This is a genomic window from Dactylosporangium sp. NPDC000555, assembly GCF_040300025.1.
Classification (GTDB): domain Bacteria; phylum Actinomycetota; class Actinomycetes; order Mycobacteriales; family Micromonosporaceae; genus Dactylosporangium.
The window spans coordinates 25,825-51,351 of sequence record NZ_JBEPDB010000068.1; the positions used below are offsets into that span (position 1 = coordinate 25,825).

Below are 25,527 nucleotides of genomic sequence, written 5' to 3' on the forward strand. Positions count from 1 at the left end.
GGTCGTCACGACTCGCCGCGGCTCGTCCCGGTGTAGTACTCGAACAGCATGGCCGCGGCCGACGCGACGGCGAGGAGCAGGCCGGCCCCGGCGAGCCACAGCTGCCACAGCGCGACGCCCAGCGCGAAAACGCCCGCGCCCAGGCCGATGCTGGCCGGCCAGTAGGAGAACGGGCTGAAGAACCCGACGTCGCCCGCTCCGTCGGCCGGGGTGGCGTCGAGGCGGTCCTCCGGGCGCGGCGGGATGCGCCGAGCGATCAGCAAGCAGTCGCCGCCGATCAGCGTCAACAGCGCCGTCGTCAGCCCGAGCGCGACGATGCCGACCCGCTCGGCGTGGCCCATGAGCGCGGCGGTCATCACCCAGTACACGATGGTGAACGTCAGCATGACGGCCGCCAGGAGGCCGAAGAAGCGGGCCTCAGTGCGCATCGGCGCGCTCCAGCCGGCGGTCGAACGCCGGCCGCTCGGAGCGGATCCGCGGCAGCGACTCGAAGTTGTGCCGCGGCGGCGGGCAGCTGGTCGCCCACTCCAGTGCGTTGCCGTGTCCCCAGGGATCGTCGACCCCGGCGACGCGCCCGAAGCGGTAGGAACGCCACACGTTCCAGATGAAGAACAGCGTCGAGGCGCCGAGGACGAAGGCGCCGATCGTGGAGACCGTGTTGAGCAGCGTGAAGCCGTCGGTGGGCAGGTAGTCGGCGTAGCGGCGGGGCATGCCGCGGCCGCCGAGCCAGTGCTGGACCAGGAAGGTGGTCTGGAACCCGACGAACATGGTCCAGAAGTGCAGCTTTCCCAGGCGCTCGTCCATCATCCGGCCGGTGATCTTCGGAAACCAGAAGTACACGCCGCCGAACGCCGCGAACACGATCGTGCCGAACAGCACGTAGTGGAAGTGGGCGACGACGAAGTACGTGTCGGTCACCTGCCAGTCCAGCGGCGGGCTGGCCAGGATCACCCCGGACAGGCCGCCGAACAGGAACGTCACCAGGAACCCGACGGCGAAGAGCATCGGCGTCTCGAACGTGAGCTGCCCGTGCCACATCGAGCCGATCCAGTTGAAGAACTTGATCCCGGTCGGCACCGCGATGAGGAAGCTGGCGAACGAGAAGAACACCAGCAGCACCTGACCGGTGGCGAACATGTGGTGCGCCCACACGCTCATGGACAGCACGGTGATGGCGATCGTCGCCCCGACGAGGCCCTTGTACCCGAAGACCGGCTTGCGGCTGAACACCGGGATGATCTCGCTGATGATGCCGAAGAACGGCAGGGCCACGATGTACACCTCGGGATGGCCGAAGAACCAGAACAGGTGCTGCCACAGGATCGCCCCGCCGGTGGAGGCGTCGTAGACCGTCGCGCCGAGCTTGCGTCCGGCCTCCAGCACCAGCAGGGCGGCGGCGAGGATCGGGAACACCATGATCACCATCATCGCGGTGAGCAGGATGTTCCAGGTGAAGATCGGCATCCGGAACATCGTCATGCCGGGCGCGCGCAGCGTGAGGATGGTGGTGATCATGTTGACCGCGCCGAGGATCGTGCCCAGCCCGGAGACGACCAGGCCCATGATCCACAGGTCGCCGCCGATGCCCGGGGAGTTCCGCAGGCTGTTCAGCGGGGCGTACGCCGTCCAGCCGAAGTCGGCCGTGCCGCCCGGCGTGATGAACCCGGAGACCACCAGCGTGCCGCCGATCAGGAACAGCCAGTACGACAGGGCGTTGAGCCGCGGGAACGCGACGTCGGCGGCGCCGATCTGCAGCGGCACCACGAAGTTGGCGAAGCCGAACACCAGCGGGGTGGCGAACAGCAGCAGCATGAGCGTGCCGTGCGCGGTGAACAGCTGGTTGTACTGCTCCAGCGAGAGGAACTGCAGCCCCGGCCGGGCGAGCTCGGCCCGCATGAGCATCGCCAGGACCCCGCCGATGATGAAGAACACGAACGACGTCACGAGGTACAGCACCCCGACGTCTTTGGCGTCGGTGGTGCGCAGCATGCGCGTGAACACGTTGCCCGGCAGTGTGCGGCGCACGATCGGTGCGCCGGCCCGCGGCGGCTCGATGGTCCTGCTGGCATTGTGCATCCGCCGGACGTCCCCCTTCATCGGCTTCCCCCGCCGCACGCGCTTCCCATCCGCGGCCGGGCGAAACACGCGGCCGCCCGCCGCCGGGCGAATCGGGCGATCGGGGTGGCGGATCGGCGTCGAGGCTCTCCGTGCGGGCTATGCCGGGGAAGCCGCCGGCGCGCCGGGCCCCGGCGGGTTGCCGCCCGTCGTGAGCTCCATGACGAGGATCGCGCCGGTCACCCCGTCCGGCTCGGTCGCCAGCGGGGTGCACACCACGCGCAGGTCGACCGTGCGCCCGCGGCGGTTGACGGCGACCTGTTCGGACTGCACGCGCTCCGAGCGGCCGCCGAGCACGTCACGGATCGCCGGGCGGAGCTGGGCCGTTGACAGCCCGATGTCGATGTTGAGGAAGTGCCGGCCGACCGCCTCGTCCGAGCGTAGTCCCCACAGGTCCTCGGCGCGCCGGTTCCACACCAGGATGCGCATCTCCCGGTCCAGCACGATGACGCCGGCCTGCAGGCTGGTGAGGATCGCCGTCATGAACGAGTTGGCGTTGTTGAGCTCCGCGGTGCGGTCGCGCAGCTCGTCGTTGATGGACTGCAGCTCGTCGTTGGTCGACTGCAGCTCCTCGTTCATCGTCTCGAGCTCCTCGTTGGTCGACTGGAGCTCCTCGTTGGTGGTCTCCAGCTCCTCGACCGTGGACTGCAGCTCCTCGTTGGTGGTCTCCAGTTCCTCGTTGGTCGACTGCAGCTCCTCGTAGGCGGTCTCCAGCTGCCGGTTCGCGAGCTCCAGCTCCTCCTGCAGCCGCCGCGACGCGGTGACGTCATGGAAGACGATCACCACGCCGGACGGCTCGTCGCCGGCGTCGGCCAGCGGGATGATCTGGACGTCGAAGTGCAGCTCCTCGCCCGCCCCCGGGGGCTTGAACACGATGTCGTCGAGGCGGACGGTGCGCCGCTCGGCCCGCGCCTGCTCGATGTGGCCGCGCAGCTCCACCGGCCGGTAGGACAGGTCGAGCTCGCGGAAGGGCCGGCCGACGTCCCGCGGCGACAGGCCGAACAGGTGCTCCGCCTGCCGGTTCGCCACCGCCACCACGCCGTCGGCGCTCACCCCGACCTGCGCCACGGGGCTGGCCAGAAACGCCTCGGTGCGCAGCCGGTCCAAGCCGGGCGGCTGGGCCCAGGCGGGCGTGGGCGGCGGGTCGGAGAGCAGAGGGCCACCGGCGGCGGTCACCCGGTCGGCGCGCTGGAAGATGCGCCGCCGCAGGTCCAGCGGCTCGAACAGTCCCGCGTGGCGCAGCAGCATCTCGGCCTTGCCCATGAACAGCACGCCGCCCGGGGCCAGCGCGAAGTGGAACCGGGACACGACGCGGGCCTGGGTCTCGGCGTTGAAGTACATCAGCGTGTTGCGGCACACCAGCAGGTCGATGCGGCCGATCGGCGCGTCCTGGACCAGGTCGTTGCGGCCGAAGATGACCGAACGTCGCATGTCCTTGCGGAAGGTGTACCGCGGCCCGGCCGGCTCGAAGTACTTGGCGACCAGGTCGGGGTCGACACCCTGCAGGTCGCGTGCGCTGTAGGTGGCCAGCCGGGCGTGGGCGAGCGCCTCGTCGTCGACGTCGGTCGCGTAGATCTTGACGCGCTCGCGGAACTGCTCGATGCCGAGGACCTCGGCCAGCGTCATCGCGAGGGTGTACGCCTCCTCGCCGGAGGCGCACCCGGCGCTCCACACCCGGATCGGCCCCGTCCGCTCGGCCACCAGCCGCGGGAGCACCTCGCGGTGCAGCGCGGCCCAGGCGTCCGGATCGCGGAAGAACCCGGTGACGTTGATCAGGATCGTGTTGAACAGCGCCGTGAACTCGTCGGGGTGAACCTGCAGGTAGTCGAGGTATTCGGCGTAGTCGGCCGGCGGCACCTGGGACATGCGCCGGTCGACGCGGCGCATCAGGCTGGACCGTTTGTAGCCGGTGAAGTCGAAGCCGCGGGTCTCCTTGAGGTACACCAGCAGCGCCTCGAAATCGGGGTCGGTCTCGATCACCGGGCCACGCTACCGCCTCGGCCGTGCTCGAAGCTCGGCCCGTGCCGCGTTTCCCCCGCCCTGATCTCCACCAGGGCCCCAGCCGCTCGCGACCCACGCGGCGGCGGTCTCCCGCAGGGTCGGCCGGCGACCGGCCGTCGCGCATACGAACGCCCGGTGGAGACCTTCGATGCCCCGGGACGGCACCCGCCTGGCCTACCACCGCACCGGCGCCGGCCGCCCGCTGATCTGCCTGCCCGGCGGTCCCATGCGGGCCTCGGCCTACCTTGGCGACCTGGGCGGGCTCGCCGCGCGCCGTCCGCTCCTGACCCTGGGCCTTGTTCCCGGACGCGAAGCTCGCCGTGCTGCCGGGCGGCGGTCACGTTCCGTGGCTCGACGATCCCGCGTGGTTCGCCGATCGGCTCGCGCGCTGGTAGCGCGCCGTCATGGCGTGCCGGGGCCATGGCGCGGCGAGCGTTCTGGCACACTGCCCGAATGCAACGACCGGCGATGCGCTTGACCGTCGGACCTCACCGACCGTCCGTCTACTGGCGCCGCCGCGCGCTCGTCGCCATCGGCCTCGCCGTGCTGGTGCTGCTCGGCTGGCTCGCGGTGCGCGGCTCGGGTGGCTCCAAGCCGGCGGCCGTGAGCAGTACGCCCGCGGCGGCGAGCGGGCAGCCGGCCCCCGTCACCTCGGCCCCCGGCGACCTCGCCTCACCATCGTTCGTGCAGGCGACCCCGGACCCGAGCACGACGCCGTCGATGGTCCACAGCCCGCCGCCGAGCAACGTGGCGCCGTGCGGCGACGACCAGATCGCCGTCACCGTGACCACCAGCCCGTCGCCGGGTGTGGTGGGCGGGACGTTCACGTTCAGCGTCGCCATCGTCTCCACGGCCGGCGACTGGTGCTCCCGCGACCTCGGCTCGGGCGCGCAGGAGGTCCGGGTCCTGCGCGACGGCGCGCTGATGTACTCCTCCGACGACTGCAGCAGCGGCCGCACCAGCGACGTGCGCGCCTTCGCGGCCGGCGACGCGGTGCGGTACCGCTACACGTGGAGCAGCTACCGGATCACGCCGCACAACTGCACGCTCGCCAAGACCCCGGCGCAGCCCGGCACGTATCAGGTCGTGGCCCGCGTCGGGACGAAGGTCAGCGCGCCGGTGGACTTCATCATCAACCGTTGACCGCCCCGCCCGGGTGCAGGGCGGCCCGCTCCGCGGCGTGCGTGACGTCGGCGGACTCCAGGAGGCCGACGAGCGCGCCGCTGTCGGCGACGAGCGCGGTGCCGGCACGCGACACCAGGTTGGCCACGTCGGCGAGCGGCTGGGAGGCCTCGACCACGGTCACCGCGGTGGCCGGCCTCGCGACCTTGGACACCGGTGTGACGGCGCGCTCGGCCGCGGGGACGCGGGCGAGCTCCGCCAGGCGGACGAGGCCGCCGGGGCGCCCGTCCGGGGTGCGCAGGGCGATGACGTACTTGCCGGGCACCGCGTCGGCGGCGGCCACCGCCTCAGCCACGCTGCTGCCCGTGCCGGCGTACGGGACCATGGTCTGCATCGCCGCGGACACCGGCGTCCGGCCGAGCTGGGCGCGGTAGCGTTCGTTGGCCGCCTCGGCCGTCGCGGCCGCGATGAGGAACCATCCGACGAGGATGAGCCAGAGGCCGCCGAGATTGCCGGTGACCACGACCTGCGCGAGCCCGAGGGCCATCAGGCCGCCGCCGATCACGCGGCCCGCATTGGTCGCGGCGAGGGCGGCCCGCTGCCGGTCGCCGCGCCACTGCCACAGCAGCGCCCGCAGCACCCGGCCTCCGTCCAGGGGCGCGCCCGGCAGCAGGTTGAACACGGCGAGCACGAGGTTGATCCCGGCCAGCCAGCCGCAGACGGCGACGACGCCGGCCGGGACGCCGAGTGCGCCGAGGCCGGCCGCCAGCCCGCCGAAACCGCCGCCGAGCAGGGCGCTGGTGGCCGGCCCGGCGCCCGCGGTCAGCAGGTCGGCCCGGGCGGTGGGCGCCTCCTGGCCGAACTCGGCGAGCCCGCCGAGCAGCCACAGCGTCACCTGCTCGACCCGGATGCCGAAGGCGCGGGCGACGAGCGCGTGTGCGAGCTCGTGCGCCAGCAGCGAGAGCAGGAAGACGACCGCTCCGGCCACACCGAGCAGCCACGGCACGACGACGGGCAGCCGGGGCGCGGAGGCCGGGATGATCGTCAGGGCGAGGATCTGCACCAGCAGGACCATGATGACGACGACCGACCAGTTCACGCCGACCCGGATGCCGGCGATGGTTCCCAGACGCAGGTTCTGTTTCACGGCTCCCTCCGACCCCGTAGCGGCGTCCCACATTCATCTTCCCGTGCCGGGAGCCCGCCGGACAGGCCGAACGGCGGCCTTGACCCGATGCGTCGGACCCGGCGCCGCCACACGGAAATCCGCCGCATTCCGGGCCGCCAGCCGTCGGATCATCGGCCCGGCCGAGCGTCCGACCGGCGCCGTACGCTTGGCGCAGGTGCACGCTCGGCGGGGCCGGCCCCGCCGCAGGACATGCGGGGCGGTGGCGCCCATGCCGAGTTGGCTCGGTCGGGACCGGATCGCGCTCGCCGCGGCGCTCGTGGTGCCGCCGGCCGTCTGCGCGGCGCTGACACCCCTGCGCACGTCGGTATCCGACGCGAACCTGGCCCTGGTGCTCGTCGTGGTCGTCGTGGCGGTGGCCGCCTTCGGCAACCGCCCGGCCGGTGCCCTGGCCGCCGTGTCCGCCGCCGTGTGGTTCGACTTCTTCCTCGTCCCGCCGTACTCCACGTGGAGCATCGCCAACACCGGCGACCTCGCCACGATGGTGCTGCTCCTCGCCGTCGGCCTGGCGGTGTCGCAGTTGGCGGCCCGCGCTCGCCGGCTGCGTCTCGTCACGATCACCGACGCCGAGCAGCTGGACCGGATCCACAGCACCGCCGAGCTGGTCCGATCCGGCCGCAGCGGCCCGGACGTGGCCAACCAGGTGCGCGCGCAGCTGGTCGGCCTGCTGGGCCTGCGCGCCTGCCGGTTCGAGTACGGCCGGTTGCTCGGCCACCCGGCGCGACTCGAGCGCGACGGCAGCATCGCCACGGGCGGGCTACGGCGCTACCTCGCCGGGGAGGAACTTCCCGACGAGGAGATCGAGCTGCGGGTCGGCGCGGGCGGGCGCTTCTACGGCCGGTTCATGCTCCGGCCCACCCCCGGCCGCCCCGTCCCACTACGGGCTCGGCTCGTGGCGGTCACCCTCGCCGACCAGGCCGGGGCCGCCTTCGACGCCGCCCGCCCCGACCGCGGGGCATGACCCTGGCGGCAGCGTCCGGTCGGTCGGACGTTTGCCCGGGCCCTTCCGCGGGGATCTATAGCCGATGTGGGCGAGATCAAGGTCGGTACCGCGTCGTGGACGGACCGGACGCTGCTGGAGTCGGGCTGGTACCCGGACGAGGTGAGCACCCCGGAGCAGCGGCTGGGCTACTACGCCCGGCAGTTCCCGCTCGTCGAGGTCGACGCGACGTACTACGCGCCCCCGAACGAGCAGACGACGCGCCTGTGGGCCCAGCGCACGCCCGCCGGTTTCACCTTCAACGTCAAGGCGTTCAGCCTGCTGACCGGCCACCCGACGAAGGTGACGGCCCTGCCGAAGGACCTCCGCCCGGAGACCGGCAAGGCCAGCGTGTACCCGCGCGACCTGCCGGCGCAGGCGTACGAGGACGTGTGGTCACGCTTCCTGACCGCGCTCGATCCGCTGGTGGACGCCGGCAAGCTTGGCCTGCTGCTGTTCCAGTTCCCGCCGTGGTTCACGATCCGCCGGTCCAACAAGCAGACGCTGCTCGAGGTGGCGTCGCGCTGCAAGCCGCTGCGGATCGCCGTCGAGTTCCGGCACGCGTCGTGGTTCGACGGCGACAACGAGCGCGAGACGCTGGACTTCCTGCGCGCGCACGACCTGCCGTACGTCGTGGTCGACATGCCCCAGGGCCACCGCTCGTCGATACCCCCGGTGGTCGAGGCGACCTCGGACCTGGCGGCGGTGCGCTTCCACGGCCACAGCGACCGCTGGACGAGCAAGGACATCCACGAGAAGTTCGGCTACCTGTACGCCGAGAAGGAGCTGCGGACCTGGGCCCCGAAGGTGCGCGCCCTGGCCGAGCGGACCGCACAGACCCACGTGCTGATGAACAACTGCTATCAGGACTACGCCCAACGCAACGCGGCAGAGCTCATTGGTCTGCTGAACAGCCAAAGCACCGAGCAGGCCGTCGGCCAGGTCCGCGCCTGAGCCGAGCGCGGACCTGAGGTCGATGGCCGCGATCAGCCCTCGGCTGCCACCTCGCGCAGCCTGCCGGTGGTGACGTCGTAGACGAAGCCGCGGACGGACTCCTTGCGCGGGATGAACGGGTCGTCGAGGATGCGACGGACCGACTGGCGCACGTCGTCGTCGAGGTCGCTGAACGCCTCCGCGGACCATAGCCCACTACTCAGATGGGAGTAGCGTCCTACTTACTCAATCCCCCCAGGGAGCCCGGGTCCGGATCGTCGGCGGGGACGCTGAATTCCCGTTGGCCAAGCCGATCTCGCTCAGGCCCCGGGCGAGAACGTGACGTGGATCGGGCGCATGACCCGAAAGCCGAAGCCGAGCAGCTGGGGTTGCTCGGCGTCCGGATCGAGCGCGATGTCGGGGAGGCGCTCCAGAATCCGCGACATGCCGACGGTCAGCTCCGCGCGAGCCAGCCCCGCCCCCGCACACGCCGCGACACCGATCCCGAAGGCGAGGTGCTGACGACCGTTGGCTCGCCCCAGATCGACCTCGTCGGGACGCTCGAAACGCTCCGGGTCACGGTCGCCGGCAGCCATGATCGACGCGATCATGGCACCGGCCTTCAGCTCGACACCGTCCAACTCCAGGTCGTGCGCGACCCGCCGGGTGCGGTAGTGGACAGTGCCGAACAGTCGCATCGTCTCCTCGACGAACGCGGCCATGGCCCGTTCGCCGCCAGCCTGGAGCTCATCGCGAAGGCCGGGGCGGGTGAGGGCGAGGTACAGCCCGTTCGACAGGGCCGAGCGAGTGGTCTCGGCGCCACCGCCGAAGAATCCGCGCACCAGGCAGTAGAGCTGCTCGTCCGTCCAGTGGCTGAGCGACGGATCGCGCCAGATCTGGCTCAGCACCGACTCCGACTCGACCGAGCGTCCGGCCTCGAGGTAGGGCCGTAGCAGCTCGTCCGCCGCGTAGGTCGCATCCAGAGCCTGGTCGGCCATGCTCGAGTCCTGCGACCCGACGTACGAGATGTCCTTGAACTGGTCGATGACGTCGAGATGGTGCCGAAGCTCCTCCATCCACGCGTCATCGTCCCACGGCAGCCCCAGCACGCCCGCGATGACGCGGATCGGCACCGGCCCGGCGAACTCGTCGACGAGCTCGGCTCGCCCACGCGGGGCGATCCGTCCGATGATCTCGTCCACGACGTCGAGGATGAGACCGGTGCGCCATCCGGCGATCAGCTTCGGCGAGAGGTGCTTGAGCCACCACTTGTGATGCTCCGCATGCTCCGCCCCGAGCAGTGCGCTGGGGTGCTTCTCGCCGAAGATCCGGACGTACTTCTGATCCGGGACCGCCTCCGCGGGAGCGATCGGGAGGAATGCGTCCCGATCGAGCAGCACGCGCTTGGCCGCGTCGAAGTCGGCGACCACCCAGGCGCCGGTCTTCTCCTCCCAGACCGGAGCGCCATGCCGCCTCACCGCATCGTAGTAGGCAAATGGGCACTTGTTCGCAGTGTCCACCATAGACTCGGCGACACTGGTCTCTGGCTCGATTGCTTGACTCACAGCTGTCTCGCTTCCGTCGTCGGGCGCGTCGAGGCCGCCGCCTCGCTAGACCTGCCTGGGGGCGACCGCCACTCGCAGCCCGTCCAGTGGCACCCGTGCGAGCAGCTGACAAGACAGGCGGCTGGCGGGCGTGCGCCCGAAGGCCACGGCTTCGAGCGTCTCGTTCTCCTCGTCGGAGGGCTTGTCGAGCTGGGCGATCCACGCGGGATCGACCTGCACGTGGCAGGTTCCGCACATCATCTGGCCGCCGCACTCCCCGAGGATGCCATGCACATCGTTCGCGAGGGCTCCGAGCATGAGGTTTTGCCCGGACGGCAGATCCGCGGCCAGTTCGACCCCGTTCGGCTGAACATAGACGACGCGTGGCATGCGTCTCCTCCGATGTTCACATTCAGGATGGTATAATTGTATTCCGTATACCGAGATGCCGCAAGAGGCCGGGTCCTCCCCCGGGGCATCATCAGCTACAGGAGTTCGCTGGGAGTCGAGGTCAGCGGCGGTGGCAGCATGATCCCCTGGCCGCCGTCGACCATGAGCGTCTGGCCCGTAATGAACGACGCCTCGTCGGAGGCCAGGAAGAGGTGCGCGTAGGCGATCTCGCGAGGCTTCGCCCGTCCGCTCGTCCCGGAGTTCCAGTCCGCCGGGATCTCGTCCCGCGCGATACCCATCAGCTCGGCGGTGTGCTCGAACATCTTCGTCTCGACGCGGCCCGACGACACCACGTTCACGCGGATCTGGGGAAAGAGATCTGACGCCAGCGAACGAGCCAGACCGCTCACCGCGGCTTTCGACGCCGAGTAGACCGGCAGTGCGGGGAAGCCGCGGTGCTCGGCCAGTGACGAGGTCGCGGTCAGCGCGCCCCGGCCGGCCTTTCGGATGCTGGGGATGGCGAACTTGAACGAGTAGTACACGCCGAGCCAGTTGACCCGCATGATCTCCTCCGCGTCCTCGTCTCGGACGTCGGCCAGCCTGGCGCGACCCCGCCCGTTGATGCCGGCGTTCGCCGTCATGATGTTGAGCGGCCCGTAGAGCGACTCCGTCCTGCGCACCAGGTCGACGACCTCGTCGCGCACCGTCACGTCGCAGTGGACGTAGGTGCAGTCCAGCCCCTGCCCACGCAGCGCATCGATCTCCGCGGTGCCCTCGTCGTCGCGGAAGTCGGCCGCTACCACCCGCGCACCCTCCTCGGCATAGAGGCGTACCGTCTCGAGTCCGATGCCGCTGGCGCCACCGGTCACGATGGCCACCTTCTTCGCCAGCCTGTTCACCATCTCGTCCCCTCCTCCGACATCCCGAACGGGACGCCTGGTCCCTGATCTCGCCGCTGTCGCGGCATCACGTCAGTCCCAGCGGCCCGGACAGCGCGCTTACCCGGGCCGCCAGCGTCCGCTCCTGCGCCGGCTCCAGCGCGGGTGCGGGCGGCAGCGGGTCTCCGACCGCGCTTCCCCGCCACGAGCTCAGCCATTTGACCACCGCCACATCCGAGCCCCATCTCGCGGGCCGCCCGGGCGGAGGGGTGATCGCAGCGCACAGCACGGATAGCGCCGCAGCCTCCTCCTCGCCCGCCACGCCGGGATCGCTGAACGGTCGCCACGCGGGTGACTCGAGCAGCTGGCTCACGATGTCGGGGACGGGATGACCGTCCCAGGTCCTCGGCCCGGTCATCTCGAGCGCGGGCACGACGCCGGTCACGCCGGGCAGGCCGGCCAGCCGCTCCGCGTCGAGCCGATCGCCCGCGGTCGTGACCCATCCGACGACCGTCGGCGCTTGGATCCTCCCGGCGACAAGCTCGATCCAGTCCTCGGCGAGTGCGACCGAGCTCGACCACTCGTGTGGTGCGGCCAGATAGCACAGGTCGGCTCCAGCGCCGATGGCGATCTCCGCCAGCGCCACCGCGTCACCGATCGCGTCGCAGGTGACGTCGACCACGACCGGGCAGCGCCGCCCGGCCAGTGACGTCACGGTCTCGATGCACGCCCGCCGCTCCTGCGAGGACAGGGCCCAGGGTTCCATCCACGACGAGACCGCGAGCGCCACCGGCGCCGGCGACACGAGGTGCTCGACGTGCTCGGCCAGCGCGCCGCGATCCAGTCCCGCCGCGCCTCGCGGAGCAAGGGCGTACACAATGGGTCCCTCTGTCCCGAAGGGGGTGTCAGATGCCGCCAATGATCCGCACCTGCCGGTTCCATGGCTCCTCGACGCCCCATCGCTCGACGTAGGGCGCCAGTCCGGTCAGGATCCGGCGCTTCTGCGCGGTGCTCGGCTCGGCGAGGGGCCTTGTCGGCGGACCGGCGGGGAGCCCCATCGCCTGCTGCCAATAGCGCGTCTGCGCCAGCGGATGCGCCGCATGTTCCACGTCGAGCGCGGAATGCGCGTAGACCGACTCCCAGAGGGCGCGCAGGGGCTCGATCCGGTCGAAGAGCTCCTGCGCGGCCTCCATCTCTCCCGCGTGAGCGAGCGCGATGTAGTCGCGGATCGGCGTCCACCGCGCCGTCTGCATCAGCAACGAGGCGGTACTGGTCATCAGGATCGGCTGCCCGTACGCCTCCCAGGCTCGGAGCTGGTGTCGCTCGAAGGGATCGCTGACCAGGATGCGGTCGCCCACCGCTCGGTGCAGCTCGACCGAGCTCTCGAAGGTGCCCGCGCCGTTGAGCACCGCCACGACCTGAGGCTGATCCGCCAGCTCGGAGACGGCGCCCGCCCGCAGAAGTATGCCCGAGTGCGCGCTGTTGTAGATGACAATCGATATGTCCATCCCGGTGCGGTCGAGCACGGTGTGGAACCAGCGCAGCGCCGACGCCTCCGTCGCCGCCCACTCGAACGGGCAGTTGAGCAGCGCGAAGTCCGCACCGATCGCTCCGGCGTGACCGACAAGGTCGATCGTCGTCCCGACGCTGTGTGCGGTGGCGTACACGGCGACCGGCACGCGACCGCCCACCGTCTCGGTCATGAGCTCCACCAGCTCCTTGCGCTGTTGAAGGGACTGGGCCCACGGATCGGCGAGGAGGCTGTGCGAGATCGTGCCGACACGGAGCTCGGCGCAGTGGTCCATCAGCCGGACCCAGCCTTCACGATCGAACACGCCGGAGTCGGTGTAGGTCGCGTGCGGCGCCAGCCAGATCCCCGAGGTGCCGATCCGCGTCGCTTTCGCCGGCAGCGCACGCGCGCTCACTGCCCGGACACCGTGCGCCGCAGGCGCCGTTCCGCGACCGTTCGTGCTCGACCGGCGGCCCGGCGGATCAGTCCGGCCAGCCCGGCAGGCGCCGCGACGATGAACACGACGACCAGCAACGCGTACACGATCACGGCGTACCGAGCGCCGTTCAGCGACGCCTGGTTGGCGCCGAGGACAGCGCTCACGGCGTCCTGCATGACGAACGGCAGCGCCGTGAAGATGGCCGCCCCGAGTACCGCGCCGAAGACGCTGTCGAGCCCGCCGACGAGGACCATCGCCAGGAACTGTATGGCGAGGATCAGGGTGAACTGCTCGCTGGAGACCTGGCCTGCGACATAGGCCGTCAGCGCCCCCTGCAGACCCAGCAGGAAGGACGAGGCACCGAAGGCCAGCATCTTGTAGGCCGTCACGGGAACCGCCTGGGTACCGGCGATCGCCTCCTGGTCCCTGATGAGGCGCAGGGCGCGACCCGTCCGTCCGCTGGCCAGCCGGGAGACGGCCAGGATGACGACGGTGACGACACCGCAGAGCAGCCATGCCCACTTCGATTGCGTGTTCGTCCCGGTGAGGCCGAACACCGCAGGAAGGCTGAACCCGGCCGGTCCCGCGTCCGGCGTGTCCTGCTGGTACTTGTCGACCACGAACACGATGACGTAATGGGCGGCGATCGTCCCCAGCCCGAGCGCCAGGCCCCGCAGCCGGATCGCGGGCAGCGCCACGATGAGGCCAAGGACCGCCGCCACGAGCGCGCCCCCGAGGGCGCAGACCACGAACGGCATGCCGGACCGGTCGAACCAGACCGCGCTGAACGCGCCGGCGGCGAGGAAGCCCGCGCTTCCCGCGGACACTTGTCCCGTGGTCCCCATCAGCAGGCTCAGCGCGAGCGAACCGATGCACATGAGCAGGAAGGTGTTGTAGACGAAGACGTTGTGGTCGGCTTGCGTGCTCGTGACGTAAAGCGTCACCAGCGCGATGAGCACGATCACGGGAGCCCCGAGCCGGGTGAGCACCGTGACGACACGGGCAGCGCGCCACTCATGCGATGGGGCCACGGGCGCCGTGGCGACGCTGTCCAGAGGCTGTGTCATATCTTCACGACCTCCTTGGTGCCGAACAGGCCACGCGGCAGGACGAGCAACAGCACCAGCAGGAAGCTGTAGGTAGCGGCGTTCACGTACTGCCCGCCTATGTAGACAGTGATGAATCCCTGGATGACCCCGACGATGAGCCCGCCGACGACGGCGCCCTCAAAGCTGTCGAGGCCACCGAGCACCATGGCCGGGATGGCGATGAGGGCGACGCCGCTCATCGAGGAGTCGACCACGGTCGTGCTGCCGTAGAGCACCCCGGCGAGCGCGGCCAGGATGCCGGCCACGACCCAGGAGCCGACATACAGCGAGCGCACCTGAATGCCTCCCTGGCTGGCGAGCACCGGATCCTGACCCGCCGCCCGCACCTGGATGCCGAGCCGGGTGTACCGCAGCGCCGCGATGAACACGAGTGCGAGCAGCACGCCGATGCCGGCGATGATGAGCTCGCTCTGCCCGACCCTGACGCCGAAGATGGCGACCGCGCCCTTCGGCATGCCGGGGATGGAGACGACGTAGCTGGGTGCGGAGAAGTAGAGCGACATCGCCGCGTCGAGCAGCTGCCCGAGGACCAGCGTGGCGACGAAGGCCACCCAGTGGGGCTGCCCCACCGTCCTCTTCAGCACCAGCACGTAGAGCACGACGGCCACGATGCCCGCGACGGCCAGTCCGATCAGTAGGCCGAGGACGAAGGGACCACGCGAATGCTGCTGCCAGGACGCCAGGACGAAGGCGCCGAGGAGCATCAGCTGTCCGTGCGCCAGGTTGAAGGTACCGGTCGTGCGATAGACCAGCACGAGGCCAAGCGCGATCAAGGCATAGGTCGCGCCCAGCGGCAAGCCTCCGAAGACGGCCAAGAGGACGTTGTCCACTACGTGCTCCTTCCGCCGCTGCGGGAGTCTGCGACCGCGCCGACCAATGCGGCCCGGAACTCGTCCGAATCGAGCACGTCGGCCGTGGGTCCCTGGGCCACGACCTCACCGGCCTGAAAGCCGATGACTCGTGAGGCGGAGTTGCGGACGAGATCCATGTGGTGCTCGACCATGAGGATGCTGATGCCACCGCCCTCGCGCAGTCGCCGAAGGATCTGCTCCATGGTCGCCTGCTCGTTCTTGTCGAGCCCGGAGGTGGGCTCGTCCAGCAGCAGGACCGACGGCTCGCTCGCCAAAGCGCGGGCGATGTCGACAAGCTTGCGGGGCCCGTACGGGACGTGGCTGGTCTCCAGGTCGGCGATCTCCGTGAGTCCCATGAATTCGAGGACTCCACGGGCCTGCTCCTCGCGCTTCCGCTCGCTTCGCGCGACGGTCCGCCAGCGCAGCAGGTGCCCGAGGACGCCATAGTCGCGCGACGGGAAGGCGCCGACCATCACGTTCTCGACGACCGTCAACGCGTCGATCAGCGGAGGGTTCTGGAAGCTCCGCCCGATCCCGCGCGATGTCCTGCGGGCGGCCGACATCTGGTCGATGCGCTCGCCGTGGAGCCGGACCACGCCGCGCGCCTCGCGCCGCAACAGTCCGGAGACGGCGTTGAGCAGCGTGCTCTTGCCGGCGCCGTTCGGCCCGACCACCGCGACGATCTCGCCCTGGTGGACATGCGCCCGGACGTCGGCGAGAGCACGGTTACCGCCGAACTGGACGCCGACGCCGTCCAATTCGAGGACTGGCGCCTCCGTTGGCTCAGGCGTCGACATAGCCCGCCACCAGCAGTTCATTCCCGACGAAGGACTCGCTCGCACCGGCGACTCTCACCTGGCCCGACGCGAGGAGCACGCAGTGATCGGCGACGTCGAGGGCGTTCCTCGTGCTCTCGTCCACCATGATCACCGCGCTCCCCGACCTCGAGATTCCCTTGATCGCCTCGAAGAGCGGCTCGTGCAGACTGTGATGCAGACCGAGCGTCATCTCGTCGATGATCAGGAGCTTCGGATCCGACATCAGCGCCCGGCCGATGGCGAGCATCTGCTGCTGTCCGCCGCTCAGCCGGCCGGCGAGTTCGCGCCGCCGGTCGGCCAGGGTCGGGAACAGGCCGAAGACTCGCTCCTCCACGGCCGCCTTGGCGGCGCCGCGCGGCATCTGCGCGCCCAGTGCGTTCAAGTTCTCCGAGACTGACAGGTTCGCAAAGACCTTGCGCCGCTCGGGAACAATGCACACGCCCCGCTTGCAGATCTGATGCGGCTCCCAGTTCGTGATGTCCTGCGAGCCGAGCCGGATCGTGCCGGCCTGCACACGCGCCCCCTCCGAGCGGAGGAAGCCGCTGATCGCGCGGACCGTGGTCGTCTTCCCGGCGCCGTTGGCGCCGAGCAGGGCCACGATCCTGGCGGTCCCGACCGTGAACGAGACGTCCCGGACGCCGAGCGCGCCGTTCTTGTATCTGACACGCAGGTTCGACACCTCGAGCAGGGCCTCATCTGCGGGATCTTCGTGGTCGCGCACCGCCGTCGCACCGGCGGTGGGCGCGTGCTCTGGTGTCACGTCAAGGTCTCCCTGATTTCCGGGGCCGCTCAGCGGGTCGCGATCGGTTGTCCGACAGGAACACTCTTCCCCTGCGACGCGTCCCATTTGAAGAACTGGATCGTCCCCTGCAGAACGTGGCTGGAGTCGGTGAACTGCGCCGTGCCGAACGGGATGTCGCCCGGAGCGCGGATCGGGCCCGCGGAGGCCATTGCGGCGGGAAGCGACTTCGCGTCGCAGTCCGCCCCGCACTTTTCCAGTCCGGCTTTCAGCGAGTAGGCGAGCATGTAGCCCTTCGAGAAGTAGATCCCGGCCTTGGCCGCGCCGGTGGTGCCGTACTTCTCCGCCGCAGCCATCAGCGGGCTTCCGTCGACGGCCGTGTTGAACTCACGTGGTCCGCGGTAGTCGGCGCCGACCTCGGCCGCCTTCTGGAGTGTGGCGTCGTCATTCGCCCCGGTACCACCGAAGATCGGGCCCTTGTAGCCCGCCTTCGACAGCGCGGCGATCTCGATCGCGGTGCCCACCGGAGTGTCGGTGGCCATGATCGCGTCCGGCGGGTCCTGCATGATCTTGCCGGCCTCGCTGGTGAACGACGCCAGGGCGGAGTCGGTCTTCAGCCACTGCGTGACCGTGCCGCCGGCCTGCGTGACGAGGTCGTGCACCTGCTGGCCGTACTTGACCGTGGTCGCGCTGTTGTAGGTGATGATGGCGATCTTCCTGCCCGTCAGGCTGCCGCCGAACTCGGTCTGGATCGCGTTGGTGTAGGCCTTGCCCGCCTCGTGGCTGCCCAGGGTGGCCGAGAAGTAGTACGGCTTGGGCGGCGTGCTCTGAGCATCGTCGTTGGTGACCGTCAGCGTCGTGAGCTGCGCCGATCCGAGGATGCTGGCCACCGAGGCGACCTCCGTCGAGACCATGCTGATGGCGATCGCGATCGGCTTCTGTCCGACGGCCTGACGCACCGCCGTCTGGACGCCTGCCGGGGTCGACTGTGTGTCGATGGCGGGAAGTAAGGAGATCTTCTTCCCGTTGACGCCACCCGCGTCGTCGATCTCCTTGATCGCAGTCTGGAAGCCCGCCACACCCGGCGAGTTGACCGCCTGCTGCACACCGGACAGATCTCCGAGGATGCTCACCGTATAGTCGCCACCGGCTCCCGAACCGTTGTCGGCCGTGTCGGAGCTGTCACCGCCGCAAGCGGCAACCGTGCCCAGCAGCGCCGAGACGGCCAGCGCAGCGACTGCCCTACCGCGGCCTGACCGCGCAGTTCGTGCGTACACCTGTTGAGTCCCTTCTTTGGGCTCCGCAGCAGCGGCGCCGGTCCGAGATTTCCACTACGCGGCACGAAGAAGATGGATGCGGCATACGGTATACAGGATATGCCTATATGGCAAGCATCACATCCAGCGCGGTCATCGGGTTGTGCGATGGGCCGATCCGCCGCTCCCCCGGGCGGCCAGCCCGGTGCCCGATGCGGGAAGTGTCCACTGTGGAGGCGGCATCGCGGCCCACGTAATGCGCGCGCCCACACGCCGGTCGGGGAAGCCTTACGTGAGGATGCCGGTCATGAGATCGCCGGGAGGACGTGGTCGGCGATGATCCTGGCGTTGCGCAGCCGGTGCTCGTTGCTCTCGCCCCACAGTGCGAAGACGATGTTGCGCACGCCGTACTCGGAGACCTCCTGGATCCGCTCGACGAGGCGGCCTGGCGGACCGGCCAGGACCTGTCGCTGTGCGATCCAGTCGGTGAGACCGAGCCGGTCCAGCAGCGCACCGTTGTAGCCCAGCTCGTACTTGCCGTGCTCCGCGGGCCGAAACTCGCGCTGGAACTCCGCGACCGCGCCGAGCAGATGCTCAGGCACGCCCTTCTCCTTGGGGTACTTGAAGATGGAGTTGATCCGCATCGCCAGGTAGAACTTGAGCCGGTCGATCGCCTCCGCCTCGGTGTCGGCCACCATCGTGGTGGGGATGTGCCACACGTCGACTGCCGAGGCGTCCCGCCCGCCCGCCGCCGCCCCCTCGGCGAGACCGGTCTCCAGCTGCGTGACGGCATCGCGACTGATCCCGTACGCGGTGACGACGCCGTCCGCGATCTCCCCCGCGAGCCGCGCGCTCTTGGGTCCCGAGACATCAAGATAGAGCGGGACCGGGCTGGGCTCAAAGCCCCAGATGCTCAGCCGGTGGCCCTGGTAGTCCACCTCCTCGCCCGCGCATAGTCCCTTGACCGCCAGGGCATACTCGCGGAGCTCGGCCAACGTGGCCGGCTTGCGGCCGTACTGGCGGAGACTCGCGGTGACCACACCGCGACCGGTCCCGAGGCCGAAGAAGGCCCGCCCGCCCGAGACCCAGTTGGTCATCATGATCTCGCCCGCCGCGACCGTCGGGTTCTTGGACGCCGGTGTCGCCATCACGGGTCCCACCATCGCGTGGGTGGTGTGCTCCGCGGTCAGTGCGAGCCCGCCGCACATGCCGTTCTCCATCGCGTCCGAGGTCCCCGCGATGTGGAGCAGACCCATCGCCTCCAGCTCTCGCAGATACCTGATCTGCTCCGCCAACGAGGTCGCGTAGGTCGTGCCGTTACTCGTGTGCCCGATGCCTGCGAGCGCGGACAGGCGTACTTTCGTCATCGAAGATCTCCTGCCGTTAGTCTGTATACCGTATCTAAATTTTTCGGCAAGGCAATGGGTCAGCACGCCTGGTGGCCCAGCGCTAGCGGTGTTACGGTATCCCGTATTCCAGGTGTCGACCGCCGAGCCCAAACCTTCTCTACCAGGACGTAGTGATACGCCGTGGCTGACTGCTGATCACCGGAAGGATGGCCACATATGCGATACGAGCGCTCTGAGGCCCGCGCTTGGGCGCGTGAGTCACTCCATGACTACATGGTCGTGCTGACGACCCCGTTCGACGAGAACCTCGAGATCGACGAGGCAGGTCTCCGCTCCAACGTGAACCACCTCGTCGCCCTCGAGTGCGTCGGCTCCCTCTATGTCGGCGGGATCTACCAGGAGGCGCAGTCGCTCACGTTCGCTGAGCAGAAGCGCGTCATCGAGATCGTTCTCAGCGAAGTCGCCGGCCGCAAGCCGGTCATGGTGAACACCGGCATGACGGCCATCGCCGAGACCGTCGAGTTGACGCAGCACGCGCAGGAGCAGGGCGCCGACCTGGCCATGATCTTCCCGCCGCTCCTCGGTGCTCGCACGCGCCAGGGCGTCATCGACTACTACCGGACGGTCGCCCGCTCGGTCGACATGGGGCTGGCCCTCTACAACACCACGCTCAAGGAAAACGGCTTCTACATCGACGTCTCGATGCTCGAGGAGATCCTCAACGAGGAGAACTACTGCGCGCTCAAAGAGGCGTCGTTCAGCCCGAGCACCTACCTCGACACGCTCCAGCGGCTGGGCAAGGACATCGTCGTCAGCTGCCCGGTCGAAGAGTGGTGGATCTACGGCCGGACGATGCTGCCCGACTACGCGGCAGACGTGCTGCTCGCGACGTCGCGCCCGCTGTATCTCCAGACCGACAAGAAGCCGTACCTCAGCAACTTCCTCGACGCCGCACGCTCCGGCAACTCTCGCGATATCGCCGCCGCGCTCCAGCAGGTGCTGAAGGTCGCCGACCCGATCCACAACAGCTCACTCAAGACGGGCTCCCACAACCCAGCCCTCACGAAGGCGGTCACCGAGATGATGGGCATGGTCTCGGGGCCGGTGCGTCCACCGCTGAGCTGGCCGGAGCCGGCGGCGCTCGCCGAAGCGCGCGAGGCGCTCGAGGCCGCCGGCCTGATCGACACGTACAGAGCGCCATCCGCGACGTCCTGACAGCGAGCGACGCGATGCACCGGGCAGGACTTCTCACCCACGAGGTTGGTTTTGGCTGAGTTCACCTTCGCGCCGCTGACTCCGCCGGCGTTTCTCGAGCGTTCGCGTTCGGCGTTCGCCACCCGTACGGCAGTCGTCGACGGTGAGCGCCGCCTGACGTACGCCGAGCTGTCCGACCGGGTGGACCGGGCAGTGTCGGCCCTGGTCGCCTCCGGCATCCTGCCCGGCGACCGGGTGGCCGCCCTGTGCGCCAACAGCCACGTCATGCTCGAGCTGCACAACGCCGTGCCCGCACGGGGGGCCGTGCTGGTCTCGGTCAACGTCAGACTCTCCGTCGAGGAGATGTGCTACATCGTCGAGCACTCCGGCTCGTCGCTGCTCGTCGCAACGCATGAATTCGAGAAAGCCGCCCGGGAGGTCGGCCGGCGCACCGGGGTGGCGACGATCGTCGAAGGTGCCGGCAACGAGTACGAGCAATGGCTGGCGGCCGCCGATCCCGACCCCTCGCACCGCGTCCAGGTCGACGAGCGCGATCCCCTCGCGATCAACTACACCTCCGGCACCACCGGCCGGCCCAAGGGGGTCGTGTACCACCACCGCGGCGCCTATCTCCAGGCCACGGCCATGGCCTATCACGCCCGCCTCGGCCCGGGCAGCAGGTACCTCTGGACGCTGCCGATGTTCCATTGCAACGGATGGTGTTTCACCTGGGCGGTGACCGCGGCCGGGGGAACACACGTGTGCCTGCGCGGCGTCGATACGGAGCGGATCTGGCAGCTCCTTCGCGGCGAAGGCATCACGAACTTCAGCGCCGCCCCGACCGTACTGACCATGATCGCCGAGGCCTCCTCGGCGGCGCCGCTTCCTGACCGCGTACACGTCGACACCGGCGGGGCACCGCCTTCGCCCGCGCTCCTCGCCAGGCTCGAGCCGCTCGGCCTGGACGTGACTCACCTGTACGGCCTCACCGAGACGTTCGGCCCGGTTGCCATCAACGAGTGGCAGCCCGAATGGGACGGGCTGGACACCGCCGAGTCGGCGCGCCTTCGGGCCCGCCAGGGGGTGGGCAACATCGTCACGCGTCCGCTCAGGATCCTGGATGCCGACGGTGAGGACGTGCCGGCCGACGGCGTGACGATCGGCGAGCTGGCCGTCTCCGGGAACGAGGTCATGCTCGGCTACTACCGCGACCCGGCCGCCACCGAGGCGGCCACGAGATCGGGATGCTTCCTGACCGGCGACCTGGCCGTGATGCACCCCGACGGCTACGTCGAAATCCGCGACAGGAGCAAGGACATCATCATCTCGGGCGGTGAGAACATCGCATCCGTGGAGGTCGAGCAGGCCATCGACTCTTATCACCATGTCGTTGAGTCCGCCGTGGTCGGGCTACCCGACCCGAAGTGGGGCGAGGTGCCGGTGGCGTTCGTGACCCTCCGCGAGGGTGCCGTCGTTGACCCGAGCGAGATCGTGCGACACGTGCGTCAACGTCTCGCGGGGTTCAAGGTGCCGCGAAAGGTCGTCTTCACCGCACTTCCCAAGACTCCGACCGGGAAGATCCAGAAGAACGTTCTTCGCCTCTCCGCGCGAGAGCAGGCAGACCAGGGCCGCGCGAACTGAGCGGCGCCGGACCCGGTCCGGGTTACCGGCTGTCCTGCTCCGCGAACTGGCGCCTGAGCTCGGACTTGCGGATCTTCCCGGTAGTCGTCATCGGCATCGACTCGACGATCTCCACCCGTTCAGGAAGCTTGAACTTCGCCAGACCCCGCTCAGTCAGGTAGGCGCAGACCTCGGCCAAGGACAGCTGTTCACCCTCGACGAGCACGAGGACGGCGCAGCAGCGCTCGCCCAGCCTCGCGTCCGGATAGCCGACGATCGCCACGGACTCGATCGCGGGGTGGACGATCAGGAGCTCCTCCACTTCGCGAACACTGATGTTCTCTCCGCCGCGGATGACGATGTCCTTGATCCGGCCCGTGACGCGCAACATCCCGGCCTCGTCGATCACGCCGAGATCGCCGAAGTGGTACCACTCGCCGTCGAACGCGCTCCGGGTGAGCTCGGCGTCGCCGAGGTAGCCGAGAAAGACCTGCGGACCCCGGGTGACGATCTCCCCTTCGCGGCCGCGGGGCAGTGGCTCGCCGAGCTCGTCCACGATTCGCACGCTGACGCCGGGCAACGCCACCCCGTCGGAGGCTTGGAGATCTCCCGCCATGCCGGGAAGGGTCGTGGTGGTGATGTAGGTCTCGCTGGCACCGAAGACCGAGATGAGCTCGGCGCCGAACGCCTCGCGCACCGCAGGACCGAGGTGCCGCGGGATCGGAGCGCCGCCCGACCCGAGGTACCGCAGCGACCTTCCGGACCGCGGCCGGCGACGCTGGGCCTCGATGAGGTCGAGGATGAACGGAGTCGCGGCGAGCGTGTAGGTGCAGCCGTGAGTGTCGATGAGGTCGAGGGCCACGCCCGGGTCCCACTTGTCCTGCAGGACCAGCGGGACGCCCGCGTACAGCGCCGTCCGGAGCCCCCATTGGATGCCGGACGCGTGGCAGAGCGGCGAGGGCATGAACACCCCGTCGCCGGCGTCGAGGCCCAGCACCCCGGTGATGAAGGAACGCAGGCCGAACATCGTGGACTGGTGGCTGTGCACCGCGGCCTTGGGCAGCGACTCCGTCCCCGAGGTGAAGGTGATGGTGTCCCAGTCCGTCGCCTCGACAACGACCTCGGGCAGCCCGACGTCGTACGCCGGATCGTCGACGATGCCCTCATAGGGGCGCTCTCCACCACGTACCGAGATGATCTCGATGACGTGGTCCAGCCCGTCCGATGCCTCGACCGCGGTCCGGTACGGCGACGACCCGCGGTTCTCCGCCGCGGCGAAGACGAGCCGGCTCCGCGCGGTGCTCAGCACGTGGCGAAGCTCGTTCCGGCCGACCCTCGGGAGCACGGGATTCACCACGCCGCCGACGAGGCCCACCGCCGCGTGGATCACGACGAACTCGCGCCAGTTGGGCACGGCCAGCGTCACCACGTCGCCCCGCGCGACGCCACTGCGGTGCAGGTATGCCGCCAAACGACGCGCTTTCCGCATGACCTCGGCCCGAGTCAGCGCACCGGTCTCGTCCACGACGGCCACGCCGTCGGACGGCAGCGGGCGACGTAGCAGGTCGAGCCAGGTCGCCTTCGTCCAGTGCCCTTCCCGCTCGAACTCCGCCCTGATCTCCCGGGTCACCCAGGTCGTGACGCCAGGACGCGGGTCCACCACCGAATCCGTCACGTCGGCGCCTCCATCATCCTGCCGGCGTGACCATGGTCATCGTCACGCTCTATTCGATGTTGGAGAATACGGTATACAACTTCCGCCGGGAGTTCCAGAGCCCCGAATACCGCGGCGGCTTGCCGGTGGCTGACGCCGGCTCACGCCGTGTACAGGTCCCGGTGCTGGGCGACGAACTCCTCGACGGATTCGGCGGGCTCGCCGGTGACCTCCAGCACCGTGCCGGTCAGGCGGTCGTACCGGTTCTCGCGGTGCAGCCGGGCCATCGTGGTCACGTGCTCCTCGACGTGCGCCCCGAGCCCGGCGTGCTCGACCACCTCCTCGGCCCACGCCTGCGGCGGGACGTCGACGTACGTCACCGGCCGGCCGAGCGCGCGGGAGTACGCCGCGGCGACGCCGTTCATGTCCTGCGACCGGGGGCCGGTCAGCTCGAGCACCCGGCCGATGTACGGCGCCGGATCGGTGAGGACCGCGGCGACGACCCGGGCGACGTCGACGGAGGCGATCGGCGACGTGCACCCCTTCCCGAACGGGAGCCGGATGGTGCCGTCGTCGGCGACGGAGCGTGCGGCCAGCGTGGTGAACAGCGGAGACTCCAGGAAGATCGTCGGGCGCACGTACACCATCGGCAGCCCCGACCATCCCAGGATCTGCTCCGCGAGCCAGTGCAGCCGCTGATGATGCGACTCGGCCGTGCTGAGCACGTCCATCTGGGACACGGTCATCTGTGAGATGGAGACGAGCGCCTCCAGGTCGCCCTCGGCGCGGGCCACCGTCGCGACGGTGGCGGCCGCCTCGAGGTAGGAGGGGGCCACGCTCATGCTGAAGTACATCCTGCGGACCCCGTCGAGGGCCGCCGCGACGTCCGTGGGCCGGGTGAGGTCGCCGGCGACGACCTCGGCGCCGAGCGCGCGCAGGGCGTCGGCGCGCTCGTCGTCGTGGTGCACCATCGCGCGCACGGCCAGGCCGCGCCGGCGCAGCATCGCCACGACCTGCCGGCCCACGCCGCCGACTCCCCCGCCGGCCCCCGTCACCAGCACGGGCTCAGTCTCGGCCATCGTCTGCCTCCCCGGTCGTCGCTGCGCGTCGCCGGTCCGCGCCGGCGCCGAGCGGCGACTACCCCGATCGCCGGGGGTCTACCTGGAACTTCGCCGCGCCGCCGCGCAACATCCCCCGCATGGTGCGGCCCGGCCGGGGTAGCGGCACGCGGCGTGCATCGGTTCCTCGGTCGGTTCCTGGGGCAGTGCGCCGCGCTCGTCGGGCCGGCGGTATCCGCGGTGCGGCAGCGGCGGTACGACCGGCTCTGGCTGGGTCCGGCCGCGGCGCTGCTCGTCGCCGGCCTCGCCGTCGCGGTGCGGACCGGACCGGGAAGGGCGTTCGTGGCCCGCTGGGGCGTCACGCACCCGGATGACCCGCTGCTCGCCACGGTGTGGCGCCTGCCGCTGTCCATGTTCGCCCCGGCCGCGCTGCTGCCGTTCTGGTTCGCGGTGCTGCAGGTGCTCATCGTGTACTGCGTGACGCAGGCTGCCGCCGGCACCTGGCGCACGATCGGCGTCGCGTTCGCCGGGCACGCCCTCGCCACGCTGTCGGCGCCGGCCTGGATGCTGGCCGGGCCGCCGGTCGGCGTCGGACATGCCCTCGCCCACTACGCCGACGCGGGCCCGTCGGCGTCGGTCGTGGCGTTGCTGGCGTACCTCGCGGTCACCCGCCGCGTCGCCTGGGCCGCGGCCGCCCTGATCGCCTACCACGCCACGGAGGTCGCCCTGATCCCCGGGCTGACGCCGCGCGAGCACCTGGCCGGCACCCTCGTCGGGGCGTG

23 protein-coding genes are annotated in these 25,527 nt (G+C 69.9%); 6 read left to right on the forward strand and 17 right to left on the reverse strand.

The genetic code is table 11. From position 1 onward, the window contains the following. Positions 1–5: 5 nt before the first annotated feature. The 3 genes from ctaF to ABT297_RS31510 form a co-directional block, all read right to left on the reverse strand. Positions 6–428, reverse strand: coding sequence for an aa3-type cytochrome oxidase subunit IV (ctaF, locus tag ABT297_RS31500; RefSeq protein WP_350556041.1), 423 nt, complete (start codon positions 426–428; stop codon positions 6–8). After that, positions 418–2,097: an aa3-type cytochrome oxidase subunit I gene (gene ctaD, locus ABT297_RS31505; protein WP_502885678.1), complete on the reverse strand. Its 1,680-nt coding sequence runs from the start codon at positions 2,095–2,097 to the stop codon at positions 418–420. The genes ctaF and ctaD overlap by 11 nt, the downstream gene beginning before the upstream one ends. Before the next feature lie 117 nt (positions 2,098–2,214). Beyond that, the gene (locus ABT297_RS31510; protein WP_350556042.1) at positions 2,215–4,095 is read right to left on the reverse strand and encodes a CheR family methyltransferase; all 1,881 of its coding nucleotides are present in this window, start codon (positions 4,093–4,095) and stop codon (positions 2,215–2,217) included. A 489-nt stretch (positions 4,096–4,584) separates the two neighbouring features. Between ABT297_RS31510 and ABT297_RS31515 the strand changes: the two genes are divergently transcribed. Continuing rightward, on the forward strand, positions 4,585–5,259 hold the full coding sequence (locus ABT297_RS31515; RefSeq protein ID WP_350556043.1) for a hypothetical protein: 675 nt from the start codon (positions 4,585–4,587) through the stop codon (positions 5,257–5,259). Here ABT297_RS31515 and ABT297_RS31520 read toward each other — a convergent pair. After that, positions 5,249–6,385, reverse strand: coding sequence for a site-2 protease family protein (locus ABT297_RS31520; protein ID WP_350556044.1), 1,137 nt, complete (start codon positions 6,383–6,385; stop codon positions 5,249–5,251). The two genes, ABT297_RS31515 and ABT297_RS31520, sit on opposite strands and share 11 nt — an antisense overlap. A gap of 250 nt (positions 6,386–6,635) precedes the next feature. Here ABT297_RS31520 and ABT297_RS31525 point away from each other — a divergent pair, with 250 nt between their 5' ends. Next, positions 6,636–7,385 (forward strand): DUF4118 domain-containing protein, encoded by a 750-nt coding sequence (locus ABT297_RS31525; RefSeq protein WP_350556045.1) that lies wholly within the window; start codon positions 6,636–6,638, stop codon positions 7,383–7,385. Between the two features lie 66 nt (positions 7,386–7,451). Beyond that, positions 7,452–8,357, forward strand: coding sequence for a DUF72 domain-containing protein (locus tag ABT297_RS31530; RefSeq protein WP_350556046.1), 906 nt, complete (start codon positions 7,452–7,454; stop codon positions 8,355–8,357). Positions 8,358–8,656: 299 nt separating this feature from the next. Here the strand turns inward: ABT297_RS31530 and ABT297_RS31535 are convergent, their stop codons facing one another. From ABT297_RS31535 to ABT297_RS31585, 11 genes are all read right to left on the reverse strand, one after another. Further along, a complete protein-coding gene (locus ABT297_RS31535) occupies positions 8,657–9,814 on the reverse strand; it encodes a cytochrome P450 (RefSeq protein WP_350556047.1) in 1,158 nt (385 codons plus the stop codon). Between the two features lie 132 nt (positions 9,815–9,946). Further along, positions 9,947–10,270, reverse strand: a complete 324-nt coding sequence (locus tag ABT297_RS31540) for a 2Fe-2S iron-sulfur cluster-binding protein (protein ID WP_350556048.1) — start codon at positions 10,268–10,270, stop codon at positions 9,947–9,949. Between the two features lie 95 nt (positions 10,271–10,365). After that, on the reverse strand, positions 10,366–11,172 hold the full coding sequence (locus ABT297_RS31545; RefSeq protein ID WP_350556049.1) for an SDR family NAD(P)-dependent oxidoreductase: 807 nt from the start codon (positions 11,170–11,172) through the stop codon (positions 10,366–10,368). Positions 11,173–11,236: 64 nt separating this feature from the next. Then, the gene (locus ABT297_RS31550) at positions 11,237–12,025 is read right to left on the reverse strand and encodes a dihydrodipicolinate synthase family protein (protein WP_350556050.1); all 789 of its coding nucleotides are present in this window, start codon (positions 12,023–12,025) and stop codon (positions 11,237–11,239) included. A gap of 28 nt (positions 12,026–12,053) precedes the next feature. Then, positions 12,054–13,073 carry a dihydrodipicolinate synthase family protein gene (locus tag ABT297_RS31555; RefSeq protein WP_350556051.1) on the reverse strand — a complete coding sequence of 340 codons (1,020 nt, stop codon included), beginning with the start codon at positions 13,071–13,073 and terminating at the stop codon, positions 12,054–12,056. Then, on the reverse strand, positions 13,070–14,164 hold the full coding sequence (locus ABT297_RS31560; protein WP_350556052.1) for a branched-chain amino acid ABC transporter permease: 1,095 nt from the start codon (positions 14,162–14,164) through the stop codon (positions 13,070–13,072). The genes ABT297_RS31555 and ABT297_RS31560 overlap by 4 nt, the downstream gene beginning before the upstream one ends. Next, entirely contained in the window at positions 14,161–15,036 is an 876-nt protein-coding gene (locus tag ABT297_RS31565; protein WP_350556053.1) for a branched-chain amino acid ABC transporter permease, read from the reverse strand. The genes ABT297_RS31560 and ABT297_RS31565 overlap by 4 nt, the downstream gene beginning before the upstream one ends. Next, positions 15,036–15,854: an ABC transporter ATP-binding protein gene (locus ABT297_RS31570; RefSeq protein WP_350556054.1), complete on the reverse strand. Its 819-nt coding sequence runs from the start codon at positions 15,852–15,854 to the stop codon at positions 15,036–15,038. Before ABT297_RS31570 ends, ABT297_RS31565 begins: the two co-directional genes overlap by 1 nt. Further along, the gene (locus ABT297_RS31575) at positions 15,841–16,596 is read right to left on the reverse strand and encodes an ABC transporter ATP-binding protein (RefSeq protein ID WP_350556055.1); all 756 of its coding nucleotides are present in this window, start codon (positions 16,594–16,596) and stop codon (positions 15,841–15,843) included. The genes ABT297_RS31570 and ABT297_RS31575 overlap by 14 nt, the downstream gene beginning before the upstream one ends. A 68-nt stretch (positions 16,597–16,664) precedes the next feature. Then, positions 16,665–17,747: an ABC transporter substrate-binding protein gene (locus tag ABT297_RS31580; RefSeq protein ID WP_350556056.1), complete on the reverse strand. Its 1,083-nt coding sequence runs from the start codon at positions 17,745–17,747 to the stop codon at positions 16,665–16,667. A 428-nt stretch (positions 17,748–18,175) separates the two neighbouring features. Beyond that, positions 18,176–19,237: an LLM class flavin-dependent oxidoreductase gene (locus tag ABT297_RS31585; protein WP_350556058.1), complete on the reverse strand. Its 1,062-nt coding sequence runs from the start codon at positions 19,235–19,237 to the stop codon at positions 18,176–18,178. 255 nt (positions 19,238–19,492) lie between these two features. On the opposite strand from ABT297_RS31585, the gene ABT297_RS31590 reads away from it, so the two are divergent. Then, positions 19,493–20,434 (forward strand): dihydrodipicolinate synthase family protein, encoded by a 942-nt coding sequence (locus ABT297_RS31590; protein ID WP_350556059.1) that lies wholly within the window; start codon positions 19,493–19,495, stop codon positions 20,432–20,434. Positions 20,435–20,485: 51 nt separating this feature from the next. Further along, entirely contained in the window at positions 20,486–22,054 is a 1,569-nt protein-coding gene (locus tag ABT297_RS31595) for an acyl--CoA ligase family protein (protein ID WP_350556060.1), read from the forward strand. A gap of 22 nt (positions 22,055–22,076) precedes the next feature. Here the strand turns inward: ABT297_RS31595 and ABT297_RS31600 are convergent, their stop codons facing one another. After that, on the reverse strand, positions 22,077–23,708 hold the full coding sequence (locus ABT297_RS31600; RefSeq protein ID WP_350556061.1) for an AMP-binding protein: 1,632 nt from the start codon (positions 23,706–23,708) through the stop codon (positions 22,077–22,079). A 140-nt stretch (positions 23,709–23,848) separates the two neighbouring features. Further along, the gene (locus tag ABT297_RS31605) at positions 23,849–24,766 is read right to left on the reverse strand and encodes an NmrA family NAD(P)-binding protein (protein WP_350556062.1); all 918 of its coding nucleotides are present in this window, start codon (positions 24,764–24,766) and stop codon (positions 23,849–23,851) included. Positions 24,767–24,919: 153 nt separating this feature from the next. Between ABT297_RS31605 and ABT297_RS31610 the strand changes: the two genes are divergently transcribed. Next, positions 24,920–25,527: hypothetical protein (locus ABT297_RS31610; RefSeq protein ID WP_350556063.1), on the forward strand; the 608-nt coding region annotated here is incomplete at its 3' end.